The 23,969-nt window shown below is 69.3% G+C and carries 15 protein-coding genes; 12 read left to right on the top strand and 3 right to left on the bottom strand.

All coding sequences use genetic code 11. The features are described from left to right. The first annotated feature begins 1 nt into the window (after position 1). From WB794_RS06090 to WB794_RS06065, 6 genes are all read left to right on the top strand, one after another. The gene (locus tag WB794_RS06090; protein WP_415926651.1) at positions 2-1,141 is read left to right on the top strand and encodes an L-lactate dehydrogenase; all 1,140 of its coding nucleotides are present in this window, start codon (positions 2-4) and stop codon (positions 1,139-1,141) included. A 16-nt stretch (positions 1,142-1,157) separates the two neighbouring features. After that, entirely contained in the window at positions 1,158-2,819 is a 1,662-nt protein-coding gene (locus WB794_RS06085; RefSeq protein ID WP_337334954.1) for an acetolactate synthase large subunit, read from the top strand. A 113-nt stretch (positions 2,820-2,932) separates the two neighbouring features. After that, a complete protein-coding gene (locus WB794_RS06080; protein ID WP_337334953.1) occupies positions 2,933-3,685 on the top strand; it encodes an SDR family NAD(P)-dependent oxidoreductase in 753 nt (250 codons plus the stop codon). Positions 3,686-3,795: 110 nt separating this feature from the next. Continuing rightward, a complete protein-coding gene (locus WB794_RS06075) occupies positions 3,796-5,961 on the top strand; it encodes a prolyl oligopeptidase family serine peptidase (RefSeq protein ID WP_337334952.1) in 2,166 nt (721 codons plus the stop codon). Positions 5,962-6,044: 83 nt separating this feature from the next. After that, a complete protein-coding gene (locus tag WB794_RS06070; protein ID WP_337334951.1) occupies positions 6,045-8,111 on the top strand; it encodes a S9 family peptidase in 2,067 nt (688 codons plus the stop codon). A gap of 207 nt (positions 8,112-8,318) precedes the next feature. Next, a complete protein-coding gene (locus tag WB794_RS06065; RefSeq protein ID WP_337334950.1) occupies positions 8,319-11,150 on the top strand; it encodes a protein kinase domain-containing protein in 2,832 nt (943 codons plus the stop codon). Here WB794_RS06065 and WB794_RS06060 read toward each other — a convergent pair. Further along, complete coding sequence (locus WB794_RS06060; RefSeq protein WP_337334949.1) at positions 11,140-11,766, bottom strand: ECF-type sigma factor; 627 nt, start codon at positions 11,764-11,766, stop codon at positions 11,140-11,142. The genes WB794_RS06065 and WB794_RS06060 overlap by 11 nt on opposite strands. Positions 11,767-12,026: 260 nt before the next feature. Here WB794_RS06060 and WB794_RS06055 point away from each other — a divergent pair, with 260 nt between their 5' ends. The 5 genes from WB794_RS06055 (at position 12,027) to WB794_RS06035 (ending at position 18,880) form a co-directional block, all read left to right on the top strand. After that, positions 12,027-14,150, top strand: coding sequence for an N-acetylmuramoyl-L-alanine amidase (locus WB794_RS06055; RefSeq protein ID WP_337334948.1), 2,124 nt, complete (start codon positions 12,027-12,029; stop codon positions 14,148-14,150). A 107-nt stretch (positions 14,151-14,257) separates the two neighbouring features. Next, positions 14,258-16,114, top strand: a complete 1,857-nt coding sequence (locus WB794_RS06050; RefSeq protein ID WP_337334947.1) for a M1 family metallopeptidase — start codon at positions 14,258-14,260, stop codon at positions 16,112-16,114. A 28-nt stretch (positions 16,115-16,142) separates the two neighbouring features. Continuing rightward, complete coding sequence (locus WB794_RS06045; protein ID WP_337334946.1) at positions 16,143-17,066, top strand: alpha/beta fold hydrolase; 924 nt, start codon at positions 16,143-16,145, stop codon at positions 17,064-17,066. Continuing rightward, positions 17,063-17,797 (top strand): hypothetical protein, encoded by a 735-nt coding sequence (locus WB794_RS06040; protein ID WP_337334945.1) that lies wholly within the window; start codon positions 17,063-17,065, stop codon positions 17,795-17,797. The genes WB794_RS06045 and WB794_RS06040 overlap by 4 nt, the downstream gene beginning before the upstream one ends. Positions 17,798-17,833: 36 nt before the next feature. After that, complete coding sequence (locus WB794_RS06035; protein WP_337334944.1) at positions 17,834-18,880, top strand: LacI family DNA-binding transcriptional regulator; 1,047 nt, start codon at positions 17,834-17,836, stop codon at positions 18,878-18,880. Positions 18,881-18,967: 87 nt separating this feature from the next. Here the strand turns inward: WB794_RS06035 and WB794_RS06030 are convergent, their stop codons facing one another. Together WB794_RS06030 and WB794_RS06025 are read right to left on the bottom strand one after the other, a co-directional pair. Beyond that, positions 18,968-20,689: an alpha-amylase family glycosyl hydrolase gene (locus WB794_RS06030; protein ID WP_337334943.1), complete on the bottom strand. Its 1,722-nt coding sequence runs from the start codon at positions 20,687-20,689 to the stop codon at positions 18,968-18,970. A 7-nt stretch (positions 20,690-20,696) separates the two neighbouring features. Further along, a complete protein-coding gene (locus WB794_RS06025) occupies positions 20,697-22,169 on the bottom strand; it encodes an MFS transporter (RefSeq protein WP_337334965.1) in 1,473 nt (490 codons plus the stop codon). A 176-nt stretch (positions 22,170-22,345) separates the two neighbouring features. On the opposite strand from WB794_RS06025, the gene WB794_RS06020 reads away from it, so the two are divergent. Then, on the top strand, positions 22,346-23,959 hold the full coding sequence (locus WB794_RS06020) for an alpha-glucosidase family protein (protein ID WP_337334942.1): 1,614 nt from the start codon (positions 22,346-22,348) through the stop codon (positions 23,957-23,959). The last annotated feature ends 10 nt before the right edge of the window (positions 23,960-23,969 follow it).

The following is a 23,969-nucleotide window of genomic DNA, read 5'->3' as shown; positions in this document are numbered from 1 at the left end:
CCTGCCCGCGACCGCTTCCGACTACCGCGCGCTCGCCCGCCGACGCCTGCCGCGCTTCCTGTTCGACTACATCGACGGCGGTGCCGGCGAGGAGCGCACCCTCGCCGCCAACGTGGACGACTTCGCCGGCGTGCGCATCCGCCAGCGCGTGCTGGTGGATACCAGCCGCGTGGACACCGGCGCGGTGCTGCTGGGCGAATCCTGCGCGCTGCCGCTGGCGCTGGCGCCGGTGGGCCTGGCGGGGATGATGGCCCGCCGCGGCGAGGCCCGCGCCGCGCGCGTGGCCGAGGAGGCCGGCGTTCCCTTCACGCTGTCCACCGTCGGCGTCTGCCCGCTGCCGGAGGTCGCCGCCGCGCGCGGCGCGCCGTTCTGGTTCCAGCTCTACATGCTGCGCGACCGCGGTGCGGTCGAGGTGATCCTCGACGCCGCCTGGGCGGCCGGCTGCCGCACCCTGGTCTTCACCGTGGACCTGCCCCTGCCGGGGCCGCGCCATCGCGACACGCGCAACGGCCTGGGCGCGACGGGTCTGAAGGCGAGCCTGCTGCGCGCAACCCAGGTGCTGGCGCGTCCGCGCTGGGTGTGGGACGTGGCGCTGCGCGGGCGGCCGCTGCGCTTTGGCTGTCTGGAGTCGCAGCTGCCCGGCGCGCGCAGCCTGGATGACTTCAAGGCCTGGGTCGACGCGCAGTTCGATCCGGGCGTCACCTGGCGCGACATCGACTGGCTGCGCGCGCGCTGGCGCGGCAGGATCCTGCTCAAGGGCATCCTCGACGTCGACGACGCGCGCGCCGCGGTGAATGCCGGCGTGGAGGGCATCGTGGTGTCCAACCACGGCGGGAGGCAGCTCGATTCGGTGGCCTCCGGCATCCGCGCGCTGCCGAAGATCGCCGCCGCCGTCGGCGATGCCGCCGAAATCCTCGTCGACGGCGGGGTGCGCAGCGGCACCGATCTCTTCAAGGCGCTGGCGCTGGGTGCGCGCGGGGCGCTGATCGGCCGGGGCTGGATCTGGGCCCTGGCGGGCGCGGGAGAAGCCGGCCTGCGCGACTATCTCGACACCGTGCAGCGCGAGCTGCGCCTGACCATGACCCTGGCGGGCGTCACCCGCACCGCCGACATCGACGCCTCCCATCTGGATTCCGACTGAGCTGCGAGAACGAGCCATGCCCAACGGTGCACACGCCCTGATGAAGACCCTGGCCGACGCCGGCATCGAGGTCTGCTTTTCCAACCCCGGCACCAGCGAGATGCACTTCGTCGCCGCGCTCGACGCCGAGCCGCGCATGCGCGCGGTGCTGGCGCTGTTCGAGGGCGTGGCGACCGGCGCCGCGGACGGCTACGCGCGCATGGCCGACAGGCCGGCGGCGACCCTGCTGCACCTGGGCTGCGGCCTGGGCAATGGTCTTGCGAACCTGCACAATGCGCGCAAGGGCAAGGTGCCGATCGTCAACATCGTCGGCGACCACGCCACCTTCCACGTCAAGTACGACGCCCAGCTGCAGTCCGACATCGAGACCGTGGCGCGCAACGTCTCGCCCGGCTTCGTGCGCACCTCGATGACCACCGCCGAACTGTGCAAGGACGCCGTGGACGCCATCGCCGCCGCGCGCGGGCTGCCGGGCCAGGTCGCCACCCTGATCCTGCCGGCGGACGTGTCCTGGGGCGAGGGCGGGGTGCCGCATCCGCCGCCGCCGCCGCCCGCCCCCGCGGCGGCAGACGATGCGACCGTGGCGGCCGTCGCCGATGCGATCCGCGCCGGCGGCAAGGTTGCGCTGCTGCTGGGCGGCGCCGCGCTGCGCGAGCCGGGCCTCCTCGCCGCCGCGCGCATCGCCGCGAAATCCGGCGTGAAGCTGCACTGCGAAACCTTCCCCACGCGCCTTGCGCGCGGCGCCGGCCTGCCGCCGGTGGAGCGCATCGCCTATCTGGCCGAGCTGGCTTCGCTGCAGCTCTCCGCGCTCGATCACCTGATCCTGGTGGACGCCAAGTCGCCGGTGTCGTTCTTCGCCTATCCGGGAAGAAAGAGCGATCTGGTTCCCGAGACCTGCGCCGTGCATACCCTGGCCTCGCCCACGCAAGACGCGGTGGCGAGCCTGGAGAAGCTGGTGGCCGCGCTCGGCGCGCAGGCCGCCGAGCCGATGCTGCAGGCCGCCGAACGCCCCTCGCGCCCGCGCGGAAAGCTCACCGCCGCCAAGGTCTGCAAGGCGGTCGGCCATCTCCTGCCGGAAAACGCCATCGTGGTGGACGAGGGCATCACCTCCAGCCTGATGCTGGCCGCGATGACCCGGGGCGCGCCGCGCCACGACCTCATCACGCTGACCGGCGGCGCCATCGGCCAGGGCCTGCCCAGCGCGACGGGCGCTGCGGTCGCCTGCCCGGAGCGCCCGGTCATCGCGCTGGCCGGCGACGGCGCCGCCATGTTCACCATCCAGGCGCTGTGGACCATGGCGCGCGAGACGCTGCACGTCATTTCGATCATCTTCAACAACGCCTCCTACTCGGTGCTCAACGTCGAGCTGGAACGGGTCGGCGCGGATACGAAGATCAGCCCCAAGGCCAAGTCCCAGCTCGACCTCCACGGCCCCGTGCTCAACTTCACCCACATCGCCCAGGGCATGGGCGTGCCGGCGGCGCGCGTGACCAGCGCCGAAGGTTTCAACAAGGCCTTCGAACACGCGCTCGCCACGCCCGGCCCGCACCTGATCGAGGCGATGGTTCCCGAATCGCTGGGCGGCACCAAGCGCCGCATCCTGCCCTGGATGCTGCGCTCGCTGCCGAGCCTGCCGCCGACGCTGGCGCACGCGATCCGGCGCAAGGTGGCGCCGTAGGTGGCGCGCGGCCAACGCCATCGCGATCCGGCTTGACCGGAGTCAATGCCCGCGTCCGGTCCGCGCGGGATGCTGCCGGCCTGTCGCCGTCACGGCATTGAAGGAAGAGCACCATGCAGCAGCGTCTGGAGGGAAAGGTCGCGGTCGTCACCGGGGCGAGCAGCGGCATCGGTCATGCCATCGTCTCGCGCTATGTGGCCGAGGGCGCGCGCGTGGTGGCGTTCGCCCGCACCGGGTCGGCGCTCGATGCGCTGGCGGCGGCGCATCCGGGGCGGGTGACGGCGATTGCCGGCGATGCCACTGTCGCCGCGGATCTCGATCGGCTGGTGCGGCGCACGGTCGAGACGCACGGCCGCGTCGACGTGCTGGTGCCCAACGCCGGCATCGCGCGCGTGGTGTCGTTCGAGAACAGCACCCGGGAAGCCTTCGATGCCCAGTTCTCGATCAACTTCTACGCGGCGGCGGAAACCGCGCGCCTGTTCCTGCCGCACATGGCGAAAGGCTCATCGATCCAGTTCATCACCACCTTCCTCACCCAGGTCGGCTTCCCGGGCCTGGCCATCTACAGTGCCAGCAAGGCGGCGCTGAAGTCGCTGGCGCAGACGCTGGCGGCCGAGCTGGCTCCGCGCGGCATCCGGGTCAACTCCATCGCCCCCGGCCCCGTCGCCACGCCGCTGTGGGGCACGGTCGGCCTGCCGCCCGAGGTGCTGGGCAAGGTGGCCGAAGGCATCAACGCGCGCCTGATGCAGGGAGCCTTCGGTGAGCCGGCCGACATTGCCGAAGCCTCGGTATTCCTGGCCTCGGATGCGGCCAAGAACATCTACGGGCAGGACCTCGTGGTCGACGGCGGCTACACCATCGGATAGCGGCCCGGCCCGGCGCGCCTCCCGCCGGCGCGCCGGCATGACTTCCGGCCAAGGGCCGCAGCGGCGAGGCCGTGGTAGCGTTGGCGGTCCATGAATCGCGGAGTCTCCCCATGTCGCGTCTTCCCCTTGCCTGGCTGTCGGCCGGGCTGGTCGTCCTGTCCGCCTGTGCGCCGGTGAAGCCGGAGCAGCCCGCCGACGCCGGTGCGCCGGCCGCTGCGCCACAGGTCGAAGATCCCTACCTGTGGCTGGAGGATGTGGGTGGCGACACCGCGCTCGACTGGGTGCGCGCCCGCAACGCGGAGTCGAAGGCCGCGATCGAGGCCGATGCCGGATTCGCCGCGCTGGAAAACGATCTGCTCGCCATCCTCGACTCGGACGACAAGATTCCCTACGTCTACAAGCAGGGCGACTACGTCTACAATTTCTGGACCGACCGGACCAACCAGCGCGGCCTCTGGCGTCGCACCACGCTCGATGAATACCGCAAGCCCAGTCCGGCCTGGGAAACCCTGATCGACCTGGATGCGCTCAATGCGCAGGAAGGGGAAAACTGGGTGTGGCACGGAGCCAACTGCCTGCGCCCGAAGGTCAGGGGCGAACCCTATCGCCGCTGCCTGGTCGATCTCTCGCGCGGCGGTGCCGATGCCGACGTGAGCCGCGAGTTCGATCTGGAGAACAAGACCTGGCTGAAGGACGGTTTCTTCCGCCCCGAGGCCAAGGGTTCGCTGTCCTGGATCGACGCCGACACCGTCTACGTCGCCACCGATTTCGGTGAGGGTTCGATGACCACCTCGGGCTACGCCCGCATCGTGAAGGAGTGGAAGCGCGGCACGCCCATGGAACAGGCCCGCGTGGTGTACGAAGGTCAGCCGACCGACATGTCCATCGGCGCCTATCACGACAGCACGCCGGGCTTCGAGCGCGACTTCGTGTATCGCGCGCTGGCCTTCTACGACAACGAGCTGTTCCAGCGCCGCGCCGACGGCAGCCTGGCCAAGGTGGAGGTGCCCAACAGCGCGCAGGCCGGCGTCTCGCGCGAATGGCTGACCCTGGAGTTGCGCGAACCCTGGACCGTGGACGGCGTCACCTACCCGCAGGGCGCGCTGCTGGCGGCCAAGTTCGACGACTTCATGGCCGGCAAGCGCGATCTGTCGGTGGTTTATGCGCCCGACGCGCGCAGCTCGCTGGCCGGCTTCGGCCGCACGAAGGATCACTTCTACATCAACGTGCTCGAAGACGTGAAGAACCGCATCTACCTCGTCACACCGGGCGGCGATGCCTGGGCGCGCGAGCCGCTCCCGCACCTGCCGCAGTTCGGCACGGTGAGCATCAGCGCGGTGGATGACGAGGAGTCCAACGACTTCTTCCTGACCGTCAACGACTACCTCACCCCGACCTCGCTCTATCTGGGCACGATCGGCGGGCCGGCACCGACCCTGCTCAAGCAGCTGCCGGCATTCTTCGACGCCAGCCGCTTCGAAGTCAGCCAGAACTTCGCCACCAGCAAGGACGGCACCCGGGTGCCGTATTTCATGGTGTCGCCCAAGGGCATGGCGGCGGACGGCGGCAACCCGACCCTGCTCTACGGTTACGGCGGCTTCGAGATTTCCCTCACGCCCGGCTACAGCGCGGCGGCGGGGCGCGGCTGGCTGGAGCAGGGCGGCGTCTACGTCGTCGCCAACATCCGCGGCGGCGGCGAATACGGCCCGCGCTGGCATCAGGCGGCGCTCAAGCAGAACCGCCACCGCGCCTACGAGGATTTCGCCGCCGTGGCGCAGGACCTGATCGCGCGCGGGATCACTTCGCCCGCGCACCTGGGTATCCAGGGCGGCAGCAACGGCGGCCTTCTGATGGGCAACATGACCGTGCTGTATCCCGAGCTTTTCGGCGCGGTGGTCTGCCAGGTGCCGCTGCTCGACATGAAGCGCTACAGCAAGCTCCTGGCCGGCGCTTCGTGGATGGCCGAGTATGGCGATCCGGACACGTCCGACTGGGAGTTCATCCAGAGCTTCTCGCCCTACCAGAACGTGAGGCCGGGCGTGACCTACCCGCCGGTGCTGTTCACCACGTCCACCCGCGATGACCGCGTGCATCCGGGCCACGCGCGCAAGATGATGGCGCGCATGATGGAGCAGGGCCACGACGTGACCTACTACGAGAACATCGAGGGCGGACACGGCGGTGCCGCCGACAACCGCCAGCGCGCCCACATGCAGGCGCTGGCCTACACCTTCCTCAAACAGCGCCTGTTCGGGGCGCGGAGCGCGCACCCATGAGGCGCGCGCGGGGGTATCTTGGCGCTCTGGCCGTCGCCACCCTGGTGCTGGCGGCCTGTGCGTCCCAACCGCGGCATGACGAAATGGACAGTGCAGCAGCGCGCGATCCGGTACCGCCCGTGGCGGCCACCCGCCCGCACCAGATCACGACCCCGTTCGGCGCCAGCCGTGAGGATCCCTGGTACTGGCTGCGCGACGACACCCGCGAGAACCCCGAGGTCATCGGGTATCTGAACGCGGAAAACGCCTACACCGACGCGGTGATGACACCGCTGGCCGCCACCCGCGACGCCCTGTTCGACGAGATCACCGGGCGCATCAAGGCGGACGATGCCAGCGTGCCCTACCGGGAAAAGGGCTGGTGGTACTACGTGCGCTTCGAGGAAGGCGGCGAGTATCCGGTCTATGCGCGCCGTCGCGGCAGCATGGAGGCACCCGAGGAGATCCTGCTCGACGGCAACGCCCTGGCCGAAGGCAAGAGCTACTACCAGATCGGTGACTGGGCGATCAGCCCGAGCGGTGCCCGCATCGCCTGGGCCGAGGATGACGTGGGGCGCCGGCAGTATGTCCTCAAGGTGAAGGATCTGGCGACCGGTGCGGTGCATGAAGACGGCGTCGCCGGCATTGCGCCCAACCTCGTATGGGGCGCGGACGACGAAACCCTCTACTACGTCGAGAACCATCCCGAAACCCTGCTCGGATACCGGGTGAAGCAGCACCGCGTGGGCGCGGCACCCGCGGCTGATCGCCTGGTGTACGAGGAAGGCGACGAGACCTTCTACCTGTCGATCACGCGCACCCGCTCGGAGCGCTATTTGTGCATCGACCTGCGCGCCACCGTCTCCACCGAGATGCGCTGCGCCGAGCTGGCCGATCCCTCGCGCCTGTTCGTGTTCGCGCCGCGCCAGCGTGACTTCCTCTATGACGCCGATCACCTCGGCGGGCGCTGGGTGATCCGCACCGACTGGCGTGCTCCGAACTACCGCCTGATGACCGTCGCCGATGCCGACGTGGGCGACCGCGCGCGCTGGCAGGAGTGGATTGCCCATCGCGAGGATGCCTTCATCGGCGGCTTCGAGTTGTTCGACGACTTCATCGCCTTCGAGGAGCGCTCCGAGGGCCTGCGCCGCGTCCGGGTGATTCCGAAGGCGGGCGACTCGTTCCTGGTGGCCTCGGACGAGCCGGCCTATGTGATGGGGCTTTCGACCAACGCCGAGCCGGGCACCCACTGGCTGCGCTATGGCTACAGCTCGCTGACCACGCCGCAGAGCACCTGGGAGGTGGATGTCGCCAGCGGCGAGCGGCGCCTGCTCAAGACCGACCCGGTGCTGGGTTACGACGCCTCGCTGTACGCCACCGAGCGGCTTTGGGCACCGGCGCGCGATGGCACGAAGATTCCCGTTTCGCTGGTCTACCGCAAGGGCTTCGAGCGCAACGGCCGCGCCGCGCTGCTGCAGTACGCCTACGGCTCCTACGGGGCCTCCAGCGATCCGCGCTTCAACCTCGCGGTACCGAGCCTGCTCGATCGCGGCATGGCCTACGCCATCGCCCATATCCGCGGCGGTCAGGAGATGGGCCGGCACTGGTACGAGGACGGCAAGCTGCTGCACAAGAAGAACAGCTTCACCGACTTCATCGACGTCACCGATTTCCTCGTGCGCGAAGGCTACGCCGCGAAGGATCGCGTGGCGGCGGCCGGCGGCAGCGCCGGCGGCCTGCTGATGGGCGCGGTCGCCAACATGGCACCGGACCGCTATGCGGTGATGTACGCCGGCGTGCCCTTCGTCGACGTGGTCACCACCATGCTCGACACCTCCATCCCGCTCACCACCAACGAGTTCGACGAATGGGGCAACCCGGCCGAGCCGGTGTACTACGAGTACATGCTTTCCTATTCGCCCTACGACCAGGTGAAGGCGCAGGACTACCCGGCGCTGTACGTGGACACCGGCCTGTGGGATTCGCAGGTGCAGTACTGGGAGCCGGCCAAGTGGGTCGCCCGGCTGCGCGCCGTCAAGACCGACGACAACCCGCTGCTGCTGCGCACCGACATGGAAGCCGGCCACGGCGGCAAGACCGGGCGCTACGTGCGCTTTCGCCGCACCTCGGAGTGGTACGCCTTCATGCTGGATCGGCTGGGCGTGCGCTGAAGGCGGCTTGCCGGGGTGTGATGGCGGTCACTTTCGATCCCCGTCACGCTGGCTGCCGCCGCTGGCCCGGAGCTAGCATCGGAGCCGATGCCGAACCGGAACGGCAGGCCGGGCAGGGACGTGACGGAGCGCGCCGAAAGGCGCGCGGGGAGCGAAGTGGCGAGCCTTGAGTCGCGGGCGCTGGAACTGTTTGACCGCTGTGCCGACATGGCGCCGCGTGCGCGTGCGCAGCGGCTCGAATCCCTGCGTCGGTCCGATCCGGAACTGCATGCGCGGGTGGCGCGGCTGCTTGCCGCCGATGCGCAGGCGAACGGGCTGCCGGAGTCGCCGCAGAAGATCCTCTCCCACTGCGCGCCGCAGGAGTCCGCAGGCGCGGATGCCGACCGCCGCATCGGGTCCCGGCTGGGCGTCTGGCGCATCGATGGGGTGATCGGCGCGGGCGGCATGGGGCGGGTGTACCTGGCCCACCGCGCCGACGGTCAGTACGCCCAGACGGTCGCGCTCAAGTGCATCCAGGCGGACGCCGCCACGCCCGTGCTGGCCGAAGTGCTGCGCAACGAGCGCGACATGCTGGCGATGCTGGAACACCCGAACATCGCCACCCTGCTCGATGGCGGCGTCGATGCCGACGGCGGCCCGTGGTTCGCTATGCAGCGGGTGCAGGGCGAGGCGATCGACCAGTGGTGCGACCGCCGTCGCCTCGACCTGCGCGCCCGCGTGGCCCTGTTCATCCGGCTCTGCGAGGGGCTGCGCTACGCGCACGGCAAGGGCGCGCTGCACGGTGACCTGAAGCCGTCGAACGTGCTGGTGGATGACTCCGGACGCCCGATCCTGCTCGATTTCGGCCTGTCGTCGCTGGCCGCGCGCAGCCACGGCGGCGTGCGGCAGGTGGCGATGACGCCCGGCTACACCGCGCCGGAGGTGGCGAGCCAGGGCAACAGCGTGGCCTCGGACATCCACGCGCTGGGCGTGATGCTGCGCGCCTTGCTGTGCGGCGTGGGCCCGGCACCGGGCGACACGTTCGCTGCGAGCACGCCGCTGCCGCTGCCGAGCGAAGAGGCGCGCCGGGGCTTGGACGAGGCCGCACGGCTGCGCGGCTGCAGGGATCGGGGCGCGCTGGCGAAGGCGCTGGCGGGCGATCTGGATGCCATCGTCTCGGCCTGCGTGGCACCGGACCCGGCCGATCGTCCGGCGTCGATCGCACACCTGCAGGACGACCTGCGCGCCTGGCTGGCGTACCGGCCGGTGTCGCTGCGCCGCGCGCGGGCGGGATACCGGCTGCGCCTGTTCCTGCGCCGCAACCGCGTTGCCACTGCGGTTGCGATTCTTGTGCTGGCGGGCGTCGCCGCTGGCGTCGGCAGCAGCCTGTACCTGCACGATCAGGCCAGCGACCATGCCCAGGCCGCGCAGGCGATGCGTCGCCTGTTCGAGAACTCCTTCGATGCGCTGACCACCGGCGGGCTTGGGCAGTCGCCGCTGATGTCAGCACCGATGCTGCGCGACGCCGAGGCCAGCCTGCGCGGCGGCGAGGCCGGCGGAGGCCTGGACGCGCGGACCGCCAGCCTGATGCTGCTGGTGCTGGCACGCAGCTATACGACGCTGGGCGACTACCGGCATGCCATGGACTTGCTGGAGGAAGCGCAGGCGCGCAGCGTCGGGCGCGACGACCAGGAAGCGTCGATCCAGGCGGCGATGGCACATCTGTTCAACATCCAGTCGCGCTACGCCCTGGCCGCCGCAGCGGCGAAGGCCGGGCGGGAGCGCCTGGGTGCCGTGCCGCGCGCTGAGCGCGAATCGGCCGGCCTGGCGCTGGAGGTCGAACTGGCGCGGGCGCAGTGGGGCATGGCGCGGATCGAGCAAGGCCAGGCAACCCTGCAGCAGGCGCTGGTGCGTGCCGAAAAAATGGCGTCCCGCGATCCCCGCCCGCTCGCCGCCCTGCTGATCCAGCAGGGCCAGTGGTCCAGCATGTTCTCGCGCAAGGAGCTGGCGGTAGTGGCGTTCGAGCGCGCCATCGAGCTGACCCGCGAGCGCGCTCCGCTGATCGCCGACGAGGCCACGGTCGAGCTGGTTCCCACGCTCAAGCAGCTGAGCCGGCATGAGCGCGCCGTGGAATTGGCCAGCGCGCTGCTCGACCGCCGGCGGCGGCTGCTGGGCGAAGACCATCCGGAAACCGGCAAGGCCTGGCAGCTGTTGGGCTATGCGCACTTCTGGCAGGGCGACACCGTCACCGCGCTGGAGTTCGTGCAGCGCGGCGAGGCCATCCTTGCCAAGGCGCTGGGCGATACGCACCCTGAAACGGTCCGCACCTCGATGGTGAAGGGCATCATCTACTCCCAGATCGGGCGCTCCGACGAGGCCGAGGCCATTGCGCGGCGCGGGCTTGCGCTGCTGGAGTCGGTGTACGGTCCCGCCCATCAGGAAACCATGAAAGCCGTCGGCCACCTGGCGGCCGTGCTGGCCACCCGGGCATCGGCACGGACCGACGCCCGCAATGGCTGGCAGGAAGTGGTTGACCTGTTCGCGCGCCGGGTCGAGATCGGCCTGCGCCAGGGCCTGCCGGTGCTGTCCGAACGCATGGTCCTGATCAAGGCGAAGCTGCGGCTGGGGCAGGCCGACCAGGCGGTTCAGGACGACATGGAAGAAATCGTGGCCGCGCTGCGGGAAGAATACGGTGCCACCAGCGATGCGGTGTACAACGCCATCACCACCTTGGGTGAGGTGTACATCGCGCGCGGCGAGAAGGCGCGGGCCAGGCATCTGATGGAATCCTCGCTGCGGGAAATTGCCGCCGCGCCGGACACGATGATCAGCCAGAGCGTGCGCCTCAACAACCATGAAAAGCTCGGCGAACTTGCGCTGGCGGAAGGCCGGCGCGACCAGGCCCGCAGCCACTGGCAGCAGGCGCTGGAAATCAGCCGGCGGATCGAGCCCGGCTCGCCATCCCTGCGCAAGATCGAGGAGAGGCTGGCGGCGCTGGGGCAGGCCCCTGCGCGGCTCCCGGGCAGCGCGGAATCGGCAGCCGGCCCGGTCAGAGAGTGATCGCGCGCGGCTCCTCGCCCAGCCGCGCCAGCAGCCAGGCGCGCGCCTTGCGCCAGTCGCGCGAGACGGTGCGCTCGGTGACTTCCAGCACCTCGGCCACCTCGCGTTCGCTCAGCCCGCCGAAGTAGCGCAGCTCCACCACGCGCGCCAGCCGCCGGTCGATGCCTGCCAGCACCGTCAGCGCCTGATCGAGCGAGAGCAGCTGCTCGAGCTGCGCCTGGGTGCCGCCTTCGGACGCCATCTCCTGCAGCGGAAGCGGTTCGCCCTCACGGTGCGCGTCGGTCAGCGCGCGGCGCGCCTGGTCGATCAGCACGAAGCGCATGGCGCGCGCGATCAGCGAGGTCAGGTGGCGGCGGCCGTCCACCTTGAGATGTGCGCCCGACAGCTTCAGCCAGGTCTCGCTGATGAGCGAGGTGGGCGACAGGCGCGGGCTGGCCTGGCGGCGGATCTGCGAACGCGCGATGCGGTGCAGGTCGGCGTAGAGCAGGGCGTAGATCCGATCCCAGGCCTCGGGCTGGCCGGCATCGGCCGCGGCCAGGAGCTGCGCGAACGACTCGCCCTCCACGTCTTCGCGGGCGTCGGGTGAGGCCGTTGCGGCGATCGTGGGGCAGGTCATGTCGGGATTTGCCGCTCGATCTCGAATGGAGGGTTAAGAAGCACAGGCGGCGCGATTGTCCCGGAGCGGGTGCCGCGGTCGTCTGGGTTTCGTTCCGTCCCCTCGGGGTGAAGGGACGGTCACCGCTGTCGTTGGCAAGCTTATCAGTATCCATTCGATGGATTTCCGGCGGCCTTCAGGGGAAGTGCCGACGGATGCGGATGGCGTCCGGTTCGGCTTGCGGCGGCAGCTTCATGTCGAAGTCCTGGAGGGAGAGACTCATGTTCACGTCGAAACACCTGCTGTGCCTGGCGCTGCTGGGGGGGATGCTTGGGCACGGTGCCGCGGTCGCGCAGCTGCGCGACGCCTCACCGGCCACGCTGGAGGAGGCGCGCGCCAAGGCGCTCGAGCCGCTGATTGCGCAGCGGCAGCAGTACCCGGAAATGTTCAAGAACGCCTACGCGCGCTATCCGTCGCTGCCGGCCGGCTCGCTCGAAGCCATCGCCCATGCCCAGACCGGCTGGCGCAACGTGAACCCGGCGCTCGAAGACCCGGGCCATCGCCACATGCCGCTGGCCTATGGCGTCATGGGCCTTTACCAGGGCGACGGGTTTGCCGATCAGGTGGCCGAGGGCGCACGCCTCACCGGCCTTTCCAAGGCCCAGGTGGCCAGTGATCCGCAGGCCAGCATCATGGCGGCGGCGGCGCTGCTGGAGCAGGCGTTCGTCCAGGAACGCAAGGCCGGCACCAAGGGCAAGCGCGGCGAGGAAGCCATGTTGGCCGCAGCGCTGCAGCGCTACGCCGGCTTCGGCGAGGGCGATGGCAACATCCAGTCCTATGCGCGCGAGAGCTTCGCCTACGTCGTGCTCAGCGGCTTGGCCTACGGCGTGCAGGAGCAGGGCGTGAAAATTCCCCGCCATGCGCTCGACATGACCAAGGCCTTCGCGCCCGAGCGCCTGCGCCTGCTGCAGGCACCGGTCCTGACCATGAACCATGACCGCGACTCGATCGCGTTCGACGGTGCCGCGCCGGCGACCGCGCCGAAGGGTGTCGACGAGACCGTCGCCGCCAAGGCGACGGTCGACTTCTCCGAGGCGATCTGGAACGCCGCCAGCGGCTACAACTACAGCACCTCCGGCAACAGCGCCTCGGCGGTGATCATGCACACCATCGAGGGTTCCTACGCCGGGGCCATTTCCTGGTTCAAGAACGCCTCCGCGCAGGTTTCGGCGCACTACGTGATCCGCAAGTCCGACGGACAGATCACCCAGATGGTGCGAGAGCACCACCAGGCCTGGCACGCGGCGTACCACAACCACTACACCATCGGGATCGAGCACGACGGCTATGCCAGCGCCGCAGACAACTGGTCCTCGGCCATGGTCAACGCCTCGGCGCGCCTGACCCGCAGCATCTGCGCGCGGCGCGGGGTGAACTGCGCCGCGGCGTGGCAGGGCCCGGGCTACAGCTACTGGAACGTCGTTCCCGACAGCGTGCGGATCAAGGGTCACGGCATGCTGACCAGCAACCAGAACCGCTACGACCCCGGCCAGTACTTTCCATGGGCCAATTTCTACACCCTCATCAACGGCGGCACCGCACCGCCGCCGCCGCCGGCACCGGGCAACGTGCGCTACTGGGTCGACACCTGGGCCAACGCGCCGGGCTATGCCTCGTCGACCAGTACCGCGCAGACCGGCACGCTCTACCAAGGCACCAGCTATGTCTACTGCAAGACCTGGGGGCGCGAGGTGCGCAGCGGCACCAGCTTCAACCGCTGGTGGCTCAAGACCGATCTGGACGTGGGCCCGGGCAACCAGTACGTCTCGGCCTTCTACCTGAGCCGCTGGGGCAACGACGAGGCGCGCGACAACGACGGCTACGACCTGCCGCGCTGCGAAGTGCTGCCCTACGGCAAGATCGGCGAGAAGTACTACGCCATGGGCGGAATCCGCAGCGTGCTGGGCGTGCCCAAGCTGGCGGAAATGGCGTCCCAGCTCAACGGACGGTTCCAGGAGTTCAACAACGGCATCATCCTGTGGCATTCGCGCACCGGTGCCTTTGCGATCCGCGGCGCGATCCTGCAGCACTTCTGGGCGACCAACTCGGAAACGCGCTGGGGCTTTGCGCTGATGGATGAAATGAACGCGGCCAAGTCGCCGGTGACCGCCCAGCAGGGCCGCTACCAGTACTTCGAGAACGGCCTGTTCCTGTGGACCCCGTCGACCGGCGCACACGCCGTGTACGGCGCGATCCTGACGCACTTCGAGACCACCGGCCGCGAGGCCCGCTACGGCTATCCCAAGGCCGAAGAACAGGCCTGGGGCACGGCGGGCGGGCGCAAGCAGGTGTTCGAGAAAGGCACGTTCTACTGGACCCCGCAGCAGGGTGTGTTCGTGCAGTAAGACACGCCTTCCGGTCCCGGCGCACGCCGGGACCGGAAGACGGGTGCCGGCCGCAAGGCTCGGCTGTAGACTCGCAGGCTCGACCCCGCTTTCCGGTGAACCCTGTGATGCGTACCCTGATCGCCCTTTTCCTCGCGGCATTCGCTGCCACCGCGAGCGCCCAGGATGCCCCGCGCGACGTGCATTCCTACGCCCAGCCCGACAAGGTCGTGATCCGCGACCTGGGCCTGGACCTGCGCGTGGATTTCGAGCGCAGGGTCCTGCGCGGCCACGCCGACCTCGCGCTGGAGTGGCGCGATCCTGCGGCACGCGAACTGGTGCTCGACACCCGCGATCTTGCCATCGAGAAAGTGCTGGGCAAGGCCGCCGACGGGCGCTGGCTGCGGCTTGCGCACGAACTGGGCGAGCGCGACGCGACGCTGGGGCAGAAGCTCACCATCCGCATGCGCAAGCCCTACGACAGCGTGCGCATCCGCTATGCGACTTCGCCCGAGGCCTCGGGCCTGCAGTGGCTGGAGCCGTCGATGACGGCGGGCAAGACCCATCCCTTCATGTTCAGCCAGAGCCAGGCGATCCACGCGCGCAGCTGGGTGCCGCTGCAGGACACGCCCTCGGTGCGCTACACCTACAGCGCGCGGGTGCGCACCGATCCGGCGGTGATGGCGCTGATGAGCGCCGACAATCCGCCCGACGAGCCGCGCGACGGCGACTACGTGTTCCGCATGCGCCAGCCGATTCCTTCCTACCTGATGGCGATCGCGGCCGGTGACCTGGTGTTCCGGCCGATTTCCGCGCGCAGCGGCGTGTGGGCCGAGCCGGTCACGGTGGAGGCGGCGCACGCCGAGTTCATCGACACCGAAAAAATGATCGAAGTGGCCGAGTCGCTCTACGGGCCCTACCGCTGGGGTCGCTACGACATCCTCGTGTTGCCGCCGTCCTTCCCCTTCGGCGGCATGGAGAACCCGCGCCTGACCTTCGCCACGCCCACGGTGATCGTGGGCGACAAATCGCTGGTGTCGCTGATCGCGCACGAGCTGGCGCACTCCTGGTCCGGGAATCTTGTCACCAACGCGAGCTGGAACGATCTGTGGCTCAACGAGGGTTTCACCAGCTACGTGGAGAACCGCATCATCGAGGCGCTCTATGGCGAGGAGGCGGCGGCGATGGAGCGGGTGATCGCGCAGTCCGGCCTGGCGCGCAGCCTCAAGACCCTGCCCAAGCCGGCGCAGATTCTTGCGCCGCGCCCGGTGGAAGGCTCCGACCCGGATGATTCGATGAGCGATGTGGCCTACGACAAGGGCGCCTGGTTCCTGGGCTTCCTGGAGTCGCGCGTGGGCCGCGAGGATTTCGATGCCTTCCTGCGCGGCTATTTCGATCACTTCGCCTTCCAGAGCATCGACACCGGGCAGTTCGTCGGCTGGCTGCGCGAACACCTCTTGGCCTCGCACCCCGGGGCGGTCACGGACAAGGAGCTGGAGGCCTGGCTGTATCAGCCCGGCATTCCCGCCAGCGCGGTGCCCACGGCGTCGGCGCGCTTCGAAAAGGTGGACGCGGCGCTCAAGCAGTGGCAGTCCGGGCGCGTGGCCGCGGCCGACCTCGACACCGCCGGCTGGGTGACCCAGGAATGGCTGCGGTTCCTCGAAGGCATGCCCGCCAAGCTGTCCAACGACAGGCTGGTGGAGCTGGATTCCGCGTTCGGCTTCACCGGTTCCAACAACGGTGAAATCCTGATGCGCTGGTTCCCGCTGACGGTGCGCAGCGGCTATTTCGAAGCGCGCCCGGCGATGGCCGAGTTCCTGCAGCGGGTGGGGCGGCGCAAGCTGATCCTGCCGATCTACGCCGCACTGGCCGCCAGCCGCGAGGGGCGCGAGTTCGCGCGCCAGGTGTTCGAGCGCGCGCGGCCGGGCTATCACCCGATCACCACCGCCTCGGTCGAGGCCACGCTGGCGGAGAAGAAGCGCTGAAGAGGTTGACGAGCGAGGCAGGCATCCCATGGACAAATCCTTCACGCTCGTCCTCGCCGGCCTGACCGTCAGCGCCGCCGGCCTCTGGCTGACGCGACCCAAGCGCCTGCTGGACTTCGAGTTCGCGCGCCAGCGCCGGCGCGCGGGCGCGCGCGTGGCGCGCGTGGCCTTGCCCGATGGCGAGGTTTCCTATCTTCATAGCGGCACGGCGTCGGGAACGCCGATCCTGCACATCCACGGCTTCACCGGGATGAAGGAGAACTGGCTGCCGCTGATGGCGGCGCTGGGGCGACAAGTGCGCCAGTACGCGCCCGACCTGCCGGGCTGGGGCGAGAGCGAGCGCCGCGAGGGTGCCGATCCCGGCTACGCCGCGCAGGCCGAGCGGCTGGCCGGATTCATCGATGCGGTGATCGGCGCACCGGTGGACCTGGTCGGCCATTCCATGGGCGGCGGCATCGCGGCGGTGCTGGCCGCGCGCCATCCGGACAAGGTGCGCCGGCTGGTGCTGATGAGCGCCGCGGGCGTGCGCTTCGAGGACAACGCCTTCGGCCAGGCCGTGCTGGACGGCGACAACCCGTTTGGCGTCACCGACGTGGACGATCTGCGGCGCTACTTCACGCTGGTGTTCGAGCGCCCGCCCTGGGTGCCGCGCGGGGTGGCGCGCTGGATGGTGCGTCGGCGCGTCGCCGATGCGCCGTTCGAGCAGGCGGTGCTGGCGAGCATCGGGCGCAGCGAAGAAGCTTTCCTGCCCCAGCGCGAGGCCGCGAACATCCGGATGCCGACCCAGCTGCTGTGGTGCCGCAACGACCCGGTGATCGATGCCAGCGCCGCATCGATTTATGCTGAGGCCATCCCCGGCAGCCGGCTGACTCTGATCCAGGGCACCAGCCACATGCCGATGATCGAGTATCTGGATGCGACCGCGACGACCCTGAAGGAGTTTCTGCAATGAAGATCCGTTCGATCATGCTGGCGTTCACCGCGTGCGCCTTCGTGTGTCTTGCCGCCTGCGACGGCGTTCCCGACGAAGCCGAGAAACAAGCCGTGCAACAGGCGCGCATCGAGGCGGCGGCGCAGAAGCAGTTGGAGAACTACCATCAGCTCAAGGCCACCGGCCGCGCGGATCTGGCGCTCAACATCGCCGACCACGTGCTCAGGAACTTCCCCCAGACCCAGGCCGCGGCCGCGATCAGGCCGGACGTGGACGCGCTGCGCGCACAGGTGAGCGACGAGCGCCGCATGCAGCAGCTCAAGGCGCTGTGGGTCTACCACGACGAAAACGATGCCGAGGCCGGCGGGCGCGTGCGCAGCGCCTACATCTTCGCCAAAGACCTGCTCGGCCCGGCCGAAAACGGCGAGCCGGCACCGCGCGGCCGCCTCGTGCTGCGCCGCCATCCGCAGTGGGGCGACGACGTGTACCTGCTTTCCGAGCGTGGCCCCTTCACCTGCACTTCGCCCTGCCGGCTGGTGGTGCATTTCGATGGTGCCGCGCCGCGCACGGTCGATGGGGAAATCCCCGAGACCGGAGAACACGCCATCTTCGTCAAGGACTTCTCCCACTTCGCCGCCAATCTGCCGGGCGCGCAGGTCGTCCGCATCGAGACCACGCTCAAGGAAGCCGGCCCGGTGACGATGGAGTTCGAGGTCGGCGGCTACGACCCGCAGACCATCGGGACGCGCTGAGCAACCGCCGCGCGCGGCGGTTGCTACACTCGCGCCATGGTCCAGGCGCGCCGCTCCAGCAAGAAGACCCGCGTCACCTCGCTCGACATCGCGCATCGTGCCGGGGTATCGCAGGCAACGGTGTCGCGCGTGCTGCGCGGCAGCCCGCTGGTCAACGCCGACACCCGCTGCCGCGTCGAGGAGGCGGTGCGCGAGCTCAACTACAAGGTCGATCGCCACGCCTCCAGCCTGCGCACCCAGCGTGCCGGCACCCTGGCGCTGCTGCTGTTCGAGGACCCGACCGCGGACGACTCGCACATCAATCCGTTCTTCCTCGCGATGCTGGGCTCGATCACGCGCGCCTGCGCCCGGCACGGGCACGATCTCCTGGTATCGTTCCAGCAGCTTTCCGACGACTGGCACGCCGACTACGACGACAGCATGAAGGCCGACGGGCTGATCCTGCTGGGCTATGGCGACTACCTGGCCTACGAGAGCACGCTGGCGCAGCTGGTCGCGCAGGGCACGCATTTCGTGCGCTGGGGGCACGTCTGGCCCGACCAGCCCGGGGTGACGATCGGCTGCGACAACGCCAACGGCGGGCGGCTCGCCGGCCGCCACCTGCTGCAGCTGGGGCGGCGGCGCATCGCCTTCCTCGGGAACGCCAGCGACGGGTTCCCGGAGTTCCAGGCCCGCCACCGCGGCTGTGCGCAGGCGCTGGCGGAAGCGGGCCTCAGTCTGGCTGCCGAGCTTCAGGTGAATGCCGACAGCACCGAACAGGCCGGCTACGAGGCGGCGCGGGCGCTGCTGGCGCACGGGCGGTCGTTCGATGCGGTGTTCGCCGCCAGCGACCTGATCGCCATCGGGGCGATGCGCGCGCTGCAGGACGCCGGCCTGCGGGTGCCGGCGGATGTGGCGGTGGTCGGTTTCGACGGCACGCCGATGGCGCGCTTCTGCAATCCACCGCTCACCACCGTGGTGCAGGACACCACCACGGCGGGCGAGCTCCTGGTGCAGGCGCTGCTGGCGCAGGTGCGCGGCGAGGACGCCGTCAGCCTGATGCTGCAGCCGACCCTGGACGTGCGCGCCTCCAGCATTGCCTGAATCTGGATGTGGCAGCGGAGCAAGCTCCGCTCTACGGCAGCGACGAGATGGCTCTCGCAGAGCCGAGCTTGCCCGGCTGCGGATGCCTTATCGCTGCGGCCGCGCTCTCGCCATCGCCGCATCCAGCGTCGTGACGAGCGTCGGTTCGGTGACGGCGGCATCCAGCAGGTAGACCTGCACGCCATGTGCCGGCACGCTGGCTTCAAGCTTGCCGCCTGCAGCGACCTCGACCACGCCGCCATCCAGCGCCGAGGTCCAGCGCCCCGCCTGCAGCATCGAATCAACCGCGAAACGCGCCGCCGCATCGCCCTTGTTGAGCAGCACCAGCGCGATCTGATGTTCGCCCTGGTGCTGGTAGACGCGATAGAACGCCGCGCGCGTGCCGTTGAGTTCGAGATTGACCTGCAGGCCGCGCTGCAGCGCTGGCGAAGCGGCGCGCGCCCGCGCGATGCGGATGAGCGCCGCGCGGATCGGACTGGTTCTGGCCGCTTCGATGCCCTCGACGCCGAAATAGTTGCGGTTGCCGCCGTGCTCCGGCCGCCCGCGCATGAAGCCCATTTCCGAGCCGTAGTAGACCACCGGAATGCCGCGCGCGGTGAACAGCCAGTGATGCGCGTCGATGAAGCCGGCATCGCTGGCGTCCAGGCGCGGCATGTCGTGGTTGTCGTAGAAAGTGGCCAGGTCGTAGGGATTCGCATACGGCCCGTCGGTGAGGTACAGGGCCGGCGCGAGGCGCGCGAAGCCGGCCTGCGCATGGCCGAAGACTGCCTCCATCGCCTCTTTCATCGGGAAGTCCAGCACGCTGGTTTCACCCTGGCCGGGCAGGGTGTGGCGGGCGATGACTTCGGCGTCGTAGTTGAAGGCCTCGCCGAACATGAAGAAGCCCGGGCGTTTGGCGCGGATGCGCTGCGTGAACGCCTGCCAGAACGCATCCGGCATCCAGGCGATGGTGTCGATGCGGAAGGCATCGGCACCCTGTTCGATCCAGCCGGAGTAGGCATCGACCAGGTAATCGAGCACGGCCGGGTTGTCCGCATCGAAATCTGAAAGCTGCGCCAGGTTTCCCTCCAGGAAACCCTCGCCTTCCACCGGGCCGCGCGCGCTGTAGAAACGGTGCAGCGGGTTGCCGGCGGGATCGAGCCGGGTCGGATCAAGGTTCTGGTGGTCGGCGAGCAGCGTGCCGTCGCGGTCGAAGATCTTTCCGAACTTGGGCTGGTCGTGCTCCATGCCCCAGGCCGGGGAGCCGTGGTTGCCCACGATATCCAGCACCAGCTTCATGCCGTGCGCGTGCAGGGCATCGGCCAACTCGCGAAAGCCCATGCCCGGGCTGGGCAGGTGCTCATCGAGCGTATTGAAGTCCACGCCCCAGTAGCCGTGGTAGCCGGTTTTGCCGCGGTCGGCGAGGCTTCCGCCGCAGGTCGGCGCGGTGCCGCCGCTGAAGGGCTCGTCCGGGTTGTCCACCACCGGCGTGATCCACACCGCGGTAAAGCCCATTTCGGCGATGTAGTCGAGATGGTCGGCCAGCCCGCGGAAATCCCCGCCCAGGTAGCCGATGTTGCCGGCCACGCCGCTGCAGGACACCAGCGGGATGTCGAAGGTGCCCTGATCGCGCTGGTCGTTGGCCGGATCGCCGTTGACGAAGCGGTCGGTCATCACGAAGTACACCGCTTCGCGTGCGAACGGCTCCAGGGTGCCGTAGTACGACGCCACCGCCGCGGATGTCGCGGACGCATCGGGTGCCTGCGGGGCGCAGGCCGCCAGAGCCACGGCACAGGCCAATGCGGACAGGATGCGGGGAAAGTGGAACATCACGACCTCATTCGCGTGTGTCGGGCAGGCGCACCAGCAACACGCACAGGCCGGCCAGGATCAGGCTGATGCCGCCAGCCGCCAGTGCGTTGATCGGACTGCCGCCCAGAAAGTTTTTCAGCAGGAAGCCGAGCAGGCTGGCGGCCACCAGCTGCGGAATCACGATGAAGAAATTGAAGATGCCCATGTAGGTGCCCATCTTCACCGCCGGTACCGCATTGGCCAGCATGGCGTAGGGCAGGGACAGGATCGAGGCCCACGCGATGCCGACTCCGACCATCGACAGCAGCAGCCAGCGCGGATCCTCGATCCAGCCGATCGACAGGAGGCCCAGCCCGCCGAGCGCGGTGTTGACCAGATGGCTGCCGCACAGCCCGAGGTGACGCACCATCGCGGGAATGGCGATGGCGGCCAGCGCGGCGAAGCCGTTGTAGGCCGCGAACAGCACGCCGACCCAGTTGGCACCGCTGTTGTACGCCGCCGAGGCCGGATCGGTGCTGTTGAAGTGCACTTCGGTGACCGCCGCCGTGGTGTAGATCCACATCGCGAACAGCGCGAACCATGAAAAGAACTGCACCGGGGCGAGCTGTGCCATCGTCGGCGGCATGTCGCGCACGTCGTCCAGGATGCGGGTGAAGGCGTTGTCGCAGGAAAGACAAGTGCGAAGCAGGAAGGCCAGTCCAACTCCCGCCAGGAGGCCCGCAAGGATGTGGAGCGCCGGATCGAGGCCGCGCGTGGCCACGACGACGGCCAGCAGCACGCCGGCCAGCACGGCGGCAGCGGCGAGGCGGCGCACGAGGCCGGGGTTGCCGGCGCGCCGCGGCGGCGCGGGCGAGGCGTCCCAGCGCGCCAGTGCCTCGGGCGGGTACTCGCGCGTGCGCAGGACGGTCCAGCCGATCGCGCCCAGCAGCACCGCGCCGCCGGCGTAGAAGGCGTAGCGCACGGTGTCGGGAATCTGCCCTTCCGGCGCGGTGTTCGCCACGCCGGCCTTTTCCAGCAGGAAGGGCAGCAGGCTGGCCACGACCGAGCCCGTGCCGATGAAGAAACCTTGCATCGCAAAACCGGCCGGGCGCTGCGACGGCGGCAGCTGGTCGCCGACGAAGGCGCGAAACGGTTCCATCGAAATGTTGATCGATGCATCCAGCACCCACAGCATGCCGGCGGCGACCCAGAGCGCGGGGGCGTTGGGAAAGGCGAACAGCGCGAGCGAAGCCATCACCGCGCCGACGAGGAAGTAGGGTCGGCGTCGTCCCAGGCCGGTCCAGGTGCGGTCGGAGAGATAGCCGACGACCGGCTGCACCAGGAGGCCGGTCAGCGGTGCCGCCACCCACAACAGCGGGATGGCGTCCATGTCCGCGCCGAGCGTCTGGAAGATGCGGCTGACGTTGGCGTTCTGCAGGGCAAAGCCGAACTGGATGCCGAGGAAACCGAAGCACATGTTCCAGATCTGCCAGAACGACAGGCGCGGTCTTTCCGCCATGACGGATACGTTCATGCCTCCCTCTTCCCTTGTGCCGGTCTGTGCCGGATGCCTGACGACACCGTATAGCGCAGGTTGCGCCCATCGGCCCCTGTAAACGTATTCACCGCGCAGTGGTTCTCGCGGCGGGCGCGCAGGCGGCATAGTCGCCCACGACGACTGCGGGCGGGGGCGGAATGAGCGAACAGCACTGGTGGCGCGGCGCGGTGATCTACCAGATCTATCCGCGCAGCTTTCTCGATACCGATGGCAACGGCGTGGGCGATCTGCCCGGCATCCTTGCGCGCCTGGACTACGTGGCCGCGCTGGGCGTGGATGCGATCTGGATCGCGCCGTTTTTCACCTCGCCCATGGCCGACTTCGGCTACGACATCGCGGATTTCCGCGACGTCGATCCCCTGTTCGGCACGCTTGCCGACTTCGACCGCGTGCTGGAAAAGGCGCACGCGCTGGGGCTGAAGGTGATCATCGACCAGGTGCTCGGGCACTGCTCGATCGAGCACCCGTGGTTCCGCGAAAGCCGGCAGAGCCGCGACAACCCGAAGGCCGACTGGTTCGTCTGGGCCGACGCGAAGCCGGACGGCACGCCGCCCAACAACTGGCTTTCCATCTTCGGCGGCGTGGCCTGGACCTGGGAGCCGCGGCGCGGCCAGTACTACCTGCACAACTTCCTGTCATCGCAGCCCGAGCTCAATTTCCACAACCCGGACGTATACGCGGCGCAGCTGGAGAACCTGAAGTTCTGGCTGGACCGCGGCGTCGACGGCTTCCGCCTGGACTCGATCAACTTCCCCTACCACGACGCGCTCTTGCGCGACAACCCGCCCAAGCCCGCCGAACTGCGCACCGGACGCGGGTTCAGCCCCGACAATCCCTACGCCTTCCAGTACCACATCTACAACAACACCCGGCCGGAAAACCTCGGCCTGCTGGAAGACGTGCGCGCCCTGCTCGATCGCTATCCGCAGGCCACCTCGCTGGGCGAGATTTCCTCGGAAGACTCGCTCGCCACCACGGCCGAATACGTCACCGATCAGCGGCTGCACATGGGCTACAGCTTCGAGCTCCTCACCGACGAGCGCAGCGCGGCCTATATCCGCCAGACGGTCGAGGCGCTGGAGGCGAAGATGCCCCGGGGCTGGCCGTGCTGGGCCATTTCCAACCACGACGTGCCGCGCGCGGTCACGCGCTGGCGCGGCGAAGCTGCGGACGACGACGCGCTGGCGCGCCAGCTGGTGGCCCTGGTGTGTTCGCTACGCGGCTCGGTCTGCCTCTACCAGGGCGAGGAGCTGGGCCTGCCCGAGGCCGAAGTGCCGTTCGAGGCGCTGTGCGATCCCTACGGCAAGGCCTTCTGGCCCAATTTCAAGGGCCGCGACGGCTGCCGCACGCCGATGCCCTGGACGGCCGACGCCGATGCCGGCTTCAGCACAGTACCGCCCTGGCTGCCGGTGCCGCAGACGCACCGGCAGCGCAGCGTGGCGACGCAGGACCCCGATCCGGCGTCGGTGCTCAACGCCATCCGCGCCTTCCTGCGCTGGCGCAAGGCGCAGCCGGCGCTGGTGCACGGCTCGATCCGCTTCATTGATGTGCCCGAAGGCGTGCTCGCCTTCGAGCGCGAAGCCGCCGGCCAGCGCCTGAGGGTGGTCTTCAATCTTTCGGATGCGGTGGTCGAATGGCGCGATTTCGGCGCAGCGGCGCTGCTGGATGTGCCGGGTCCCGCTCCGGGCGTCCTGGATGGCACCACGCTGGTCCTGCCGCGCCACGGCGCGGCGTTTGCGCTGGCGGGCTGAGGAGATGCGC

This window comes from Denitratimonas tolerans, assembly GCF_037203605.1.
Classification (GTDB): domain Bacteria; phylum Pseudomonadota; class Gammaproteobacteria; order Xanthomonadales; family Xanthomonadaceae; genus Denitratimonas; species Denitratimonas tolerans.
This window is presented reverse-complemented; position numbering and strand designations above follow the sequence as displayed.